Here is a 966-nt window from a genome sequence, read left to right on the forward strand (position 1 = left end):
GATTGATCCGCGTCTAATGGTCCAGCCAGTTCCGTTGTTGATTTGTACGAATATTCATCGTCCGTATCACCTTTCACACCACGATCTGGTGATGATTTAAAATCAGCCATTAATGCCACTTCAGCCTTGATACCATCGTGGTATCCCACCAAATCAATACCCTCAGCATGCGGATCCAGCTTCATTCCCGCTTCTGTTTTGAGTACGCCTAGAGCCTTTAGGGCAACTTCAACAAACAACACTTTGGTTTCAAATGCCGTACTGATCACCCCTTCCAGCAAAAAGGCCAGCTTGTTATTGTCATCCTCAGGTGTGAAAGTCCATTGCGCCTGTTTATAGGCCGCACCGACGGAAAAGTGCAGCTCTGCCGTCAATTTTATATAGCACTCAAGGGAACTGCCGCCCTTCTCGATATATTCCCGACACTTCGCGGCAATACGATCTATTTTACAATAAGCAGCCAGAAGCTGTATCAGATCTATTTTCATACTCATGCTAAGGAAGGGTGCTGCATAAAGCCCCATATAATGCGTGGCATCATCAACACTGTCCTTGCACTGATACGCGTAGGACACCCCCAGATTAATCGGCTCAACGGAGAAATCAAAGAGGCGATATTCGCGCGTTCCCTTTTTCTTGGGATCGGGGTCGGGCAGGAGATATTGGTTGATATTCGATAAAAATCGCTCCACTTTGCCAATCTGCTCCAGCGTCTTAACCGTTTTGACTTTATTGCGGGTCAGTTCGGCAAACGTGGCCGAATATTCCGTACCACCGATTTTCAACCCGTACTCAACATTCAGCTTCTGCTCCTGCGTGATTTGGAACTGATCGGTATGCAACGTCCAGCCGCTTCGCAGCTTATTGCCATTTTTAGGCAGGGTATTCTCCATCTTTTTTCTGGCAGCTATCTGTTCATCCCGTCGCTCTTTCCACGTGCGCTCTCTTCCAGCCAGTTCGTAACTG

Annotated in this window: 1 pseudogene; it reads right to left on the minus strand. The window is 47.6% G+C overall.

Annotation, left to right across the window (positions count from 1 at the left end):
* Nucleotides 1-893: pseudogene (locus tag J5224_RS30285) on the minus strand (hypothetical protein); the annotation flags it as partial.
* Nucleotides 894-966 lie beyond the last annotated feature (73 nt).

Source organism: Candidatus Symbiopectobacterium sp. NZEC135 (assembly GCF_025962695.1).